This window comes from Streptomyces sp. NRRL WC-3549 (assembly GCF_000721935.1).
Classification (GTDB): Bacteria; Actinomycetota; Actinomycetes; order Streptomycetales; family Streptomycetaceae; genus Streptomyces.
On the sequence record NZ_KL585413.1, the window covers coordinates 61,530 to 66,417 of the forward strand.

The window sequence follows — 4,888 nt, forward strand, 5'->3', positions numbered from 1 at the left end:
CCCGCCGCCGCCATCGCGGTGGTGCCGGTGGCGTCGGCGGCGGGCAGGTCCACGGTCCCGCCCGTCCCCTGGGCCTGGGCGACCAGGTAGCGGCCCCCGGGTGCCACATCGCCGGACAGTGCCGTGACCTGCCACAGCGAACCGGCGGACGGGGCGCCCGGGAGGTACTGGACGCTGAGACCGGACAGGGCGAACGGAGTCGACGAGGCGTTGGCCAGCTCGATGAAGTCGCGGGTGAGCGTCGCACCGGAGTTGCCTCCGCCGCCGTACACCTCGGAGATGACGGCGGACGAGGACGGAGCCGCGAAGGCGGCGGGCAGCGCGGTCACCGACAGGGTCACGGCGACGGCACCGGCCAGCAGGGCGGAGCCAGGTCTGGCGATGTGCACGGGAACAGCCCCCAAGAAGGTAGTGAGGGACCAAAAGCTATGCGCGTAGACCCGGGGTGACAAGCCATCACGAGGTTAAATCCTGGCAACACCCCGGTGTGCTCGACCGGTAGAGCCGCCCCGCCCCGAACAGGGCCCGGCCGGCGCCTCCTTGGCCGGGCCCTGTACGCGGGCCCTGACCCGGGGCGGGCGGGCCCGGGAGGCACGCCCGCCCCACGCGGCCGTACGACGCGAGGTCACGGGCACCGGGGCGTCGGCCGCGCCACCGGGGAGGCCCGGTGACCGGCTGTCGCGCCACCGGCGGGGTGCGCGCGGGTGGTCCGCCTCACGCCGTCGTCGCCGGCCGGGCCGGGTACACGGCGAGCGTGAAGGAGTGCCCGGCCGGGTCGGTGTAGACACGGGCGTCACGGAGGCCGCTGTTGCTGTCCCCGGTGTCCACCGGCCGGGCGCCGAGGCCTATCGCCTCACGCTCGGCCTCGTCCATGTCCCCCGGGGCCACCAGAACGCGCAGATGCGCCTGCTGGGCGTCCTCGGGGCGGGGCCAGCTCGGCGGCGCGTAGCCGTGGTCGCGGCGGACGGCCAGGTGCACACCGGTGTGGCCGACGACCTCGACGAAGTCGGGATCGCTTCCGGTCCGCGTCTCCGCGCCGAGGAGGGCCGCGTAGAACGCCGCGAGCTCCACGGGCTCCGCACAGTCCAGTACCAGGACACTCGTCTTTCCCACAGTCATGCCTTCACCGATACCCCCGACAGGGCGTCACACGCCGACGCGCGGGCAACTACCGCCCGCAGCTGCGGGAGTTGACGGCCGGGCGGCCGTGTCACCCCGGGCCGGCGCACCGGAGCCGGGGCCCCGGCGGTTCCTCTCGAAGGGCCCCCAAGGGACCACGGGGCGCCCGGCCGACGGGTCACGCGGTCGGCAGGGCCCGGACCGCACGCCCGGGACGGCGTACGCGGACGTCGCTCCGCCCACGATGCGCCGCATCCGACGCCGCGCGCTGATCCACCACGGACCGCGGGGCAACCCTTAGGGTGCGGATCATGGCTGAGAGCAAGGGGCACCGGGACATGGACTCGACCGGTTCCGGCCCGTCCGACCCCCGTCGCTGGCGCGCCCTCGGCGTCTGTCTCGTCGCCGGGTTCATGACGCTGCTCGACGTCTCCATCGTCAACGTGGCGCTGCCCTCCATCAAGGAGGGCCTGCACACCCCGGACTCCGACCTCCAGTGGGTGCTGTCCGGCTACGCGCTCGCCTTCGGGCTGGTCCTCATCCCGGGCGGAAGGCTCGGCGACGCCCGCGGCCGACGGGCGGTGTTCATGACGGGACTCGCCCTGTTCACCCTGGCCTCCGCCGCCTGCGGGGCCGCCCAGTCCAGCACCTGGCTCGTCATCGCCCGCCTGATCCAGGGCGCGGCGGGCGGACTGCTCTCCCCGCAGATCTCCGCACTGATCCAGCAGATGTTCTCCGGGCGCGAACGGGGCCGGGCCTTCGGCATGTTCGGCACCGTGGTCGGCATCTCCACCGCCGTCGGCCCGCTGCTGGGCGGGGTGCTGATCCAGGTCGCCGGGGCCACCGAGGGCTGGCGCTGGGTCTTCTACGTCAACCTGCCCATCGGCCTCGTCTGTCTGCTGCTCGCCCACCGGCTGCTGCCCGACACCCCCTGCGCGGGCCGGGTCCGGCCACGCGACCTCGACCCGTTCGGCGTCCTGCTGCTCGGGGCCGGCGTGCTGGTCCTGCTGCTGCCGTTCGTCCAGGCCCAGCAGTGGCCGGGAAACGGCAAGTGGCTGCTGGTGGTCCTGGCGCTCGCCCTGCTCGCCGCGTTCGTCGGCTGGGAGTCGCGCTTCGCCCGGCGCGGCTTCCAGCCCGTCCTCAACCTCCAGCTCTTCCGGTACCGGTCCTTCTGGCTGGGCTGTCTGATGATCCTGCTGTACTTCGCCGGGTTCACCTCGATCTTCTTCATCACCACCCTCTACCTCCAGGCCGGTCTGCACTACAGCGCCCTGGAGGCGGGGCTCGCCATCACCCCGTTCGCCCTCGGCGCCGGCGGGTCGGCGAGCATCGGCGGACGGCTCGTGCACCGCTTCGGACGGCCGCTGATCGCGGTGGGCCTGACCATGGTGGCCGTCGGGCTCGGGCTCACCGCCATGGCCGTCCACCTCGTGCCCGGCCGGGGCGCGGGCCTCGCGATGGCCGCTCCGCTGCTGCTCGCCGGACTCGGCAGCGGACTCGTCATCGCCCCCAACCAGACCCTCACCCTCTCCGAGGTACCGGTACGCAACGCGGGCACTGCCGGCGGCACCCTGCAGACCAGCCAGCGCGTCGGCTCGGCCATCGGCATCGCCGCGGTCGGCTCGGTCTTCTTCTCCCGGCTGAGCCGCGACGGCTGGCCGGGCGCCTACGACCACGGGCTGATCGTCTCCGTCGCGTTCGTCCTTGCCGGGCTGATCGTCGCCCTCGCCGATGTCGCAGCCGGCCGGCGGGGAAGGAGACACCAGGAGAAGGCCGAAGCGACCGACCAGCCGAGGAGCGAGACGTGAGCAGCACCCCTTCAGACCGGGGCCCCGACGACCGGCAGCCGAACGGGAACAGTTCGTACGGCCACAAGCCCTTCAAGCGGTCCCGCAGCCACTTCGCCGACCGGATCACCGCCGACGGGCGGGACGGCTGTCTCTTATACACCGGTACCGCCTCGTCGTCAGCCGGGCCTGCCCCTGGGCGAGCCGCGCCCTGGTCTCCCGCCGCCTCCTCGGCCTGGAGAGCGCGCTCTCCCTGGCCGTCGCCGACCCCCTCCAGGACGACCGGAGCTGGCGCTTCACCCTCGACGAGGGCGGCAAGGACCCGGTGCTCGGCATCCGCTACCTCAGCGAGGCGTACGACGCGCGGGAGCGCGACTACCCCGGAGGGGTCAGCGTGCCCGCGCTCGTCGACATCCCGAGCAGGGCCCTGGTCACCAACGACTACCAGCAGATCACCCTGGACCTGGCCACCGAGTGGACCGCCCTGCACCGCCCGGGCGCACCCGACCTCTACCCCGAGCGACTGCGCGACGAGATCGACGAGGTGATGGACGGCATCTACCGGGACGTCAACAACGGCGTCTACCGGGCTGGGTTCGCCGGCGAGCAGGGCGAGTACGAGGCCGCGTACATCGATGTCTTCCGCCGCCTGGACCTGGTCTCCGAACGGCTCGCCGGACAGCGCTACCTGGTCGGGGACACCCTCACCGAGGCCGACATCCGGCTGTTCACCACCCTGGTCCGCTTCGACGCCGTCTACCACGGCCACTTCAAGTGCAACCGGAACAAGCTGACCGAGGACCCGGTCCTGTGGGCGTACGCCCGTGACCTCTACCAGACCCCCGGTTTCGGCGACACCGTCGACTTCCACCACATCAAGCAGCACTACTACCGGGTGCACACCGGCATCAACCCGACCGGCATCGTGCCGCTCGGGCCCGACCTGTCCGGCTGGCTGACCCCGCACCACCGCGAGGAACTGGGCGGCCGTCCGTTCGGCGACGGGACCCCGCCCGGGCCGGTGCCGCCGGGCGAGGAGGTACCCGCCCGCGGACGCCCCTGACGGTGCCCCGGGCCCGGGCCCCGTGCCGCGTTCCCGGGCCTCGGGGCCCGCGGCGCGGCCGGGGCCCGGTCACTTCACCCGGGAGGCCGGCTCCTGTCCGCCCGACGCCAGCGGGGAGCGGGCCAGGATCACACATCCGGTGGCGATCAGCCCCACCCCGATCAGCTGCGGCAGCAGCCACCACCCCGCGCGCAGGTGCTCACCGAACAGCGTCACCCCGTAGGTGATGCTGATCAGCGCGTCCCCCAGCGTCAGCATCGGCTGCACCGCCACCAGCGAGCCGGCCTGGAGGGCGTTCTGGAGAAGGAAGAGCGCACCGACCCCGGCCGCCGCCGTGGCGTACAGCTGCCACGCCGCCAGCAGCCCGAGGACACCGTGGCTCTCCAGCCGCGACATGGCGTCCTTCATCAGCGCCGCGGTCAGCGCGTACCCGCAGGCCGCCGCCAGACCCAGCAGCGCGGCCCGGGCGTTGCCCCGTGTGGAGAGCGCGGCGGCGATCAGCGCGGCCTCGAAGAGCCCGGTCACCACCAGGGCCGGGATCCAGGCGGCACCACCGTGCACCTGGTCCGCGCCGCCCACCGGCGCGGCCGACGCCATGCCGAGCGCCAGCCCCAGCGTCACCGCCGCCACCCCGAACCACACCGGGCGCGGCACCCTGGCGCGCATGACGAGCCCGGCCAGCAGCAGGGTCGCGGGCAGCTCGATCACGAAGATGGGCTGGACCACGGCGATCGGCCCGGAGGGGACCTTCATGGCGGCGCGGCGCTGGAGCACCGAGGCGGAGCCGTTGCTGAGCGCGGTCAGGACGGCGAACAGAACACTGATCACCCGCCCCATCATGGGGCCGAGCGGCCCTGGACCCCGGCTCCACGGCCTGTCCGAGTGTCGCGTTCCGGCGGTCCGCCGCCGGCGGCCCCCG

3 protein-coding genes and 2 pseudogenes are annotated in these 4,888 nt (G+C 73.5%); 2 read left to right on the forward strand and 3 right to left on the reverse strand.

The annotated features are described in order from the left end of the window. A pseudogene (locus tag IH13_RS0121090) lies at positions 1 to 389 on the reverse strand (lamin tail domain-containing protein); the annotation flags it as partial. 325 nt (positions 390 to 714) lie between these two features. Further along, positions 715 to 1,119: a VOC family protein gene (locus tag IH13_RS0121095; protein ID WP_031086730.1), complete on the reverse strand. Its 405-nt coding sequence runs from the start codon at positions 1,117 to 1,119 to the stop codon at positions 715 to 717. Positions 1,120 to 1,430: 311 nt separating this feature from the next. Here IH13_RS0121095 and IH13_RS0121100 point away from each other — a divergent pair, with 311 nt between their 5' ends. Beyond that, positions 1,431 to 2,927, forward strand: coding sequence for an MFS transporter (locus tag IH13_RS0121100; protein ID WP_031086732.1), 1,497 nt, complete (start codon positions 1,431 to 1,433; stop codon positions 2,925 to 2,927). Beyond that, positions 2,924 to 3,969: pseudogene (locus IH13_RS38020) on the forward strand (glutathione S-transferase family protein). Before IH13_RS0121100 ends, IH13_RS38020 begins: the two are co-directional and overlap by 4 nt. A 69-nt stretch (positions 3,970 to 4,038) precedes the next feature. Here IH13_RS38020 and IH13_RS0121110 read toward each other — a convergent pair. Beyond that, entirely contained in the window at positions 4,039 to 4,797 is a 759-nt protein-coding gene (locus IH13_RS0121110; RefSeq protein ID WP_234433341.1) for a DMT family transporter, read from the reverse strand. Positions 4,798 to 4,888: the final 91 nt, after the last annotated feature.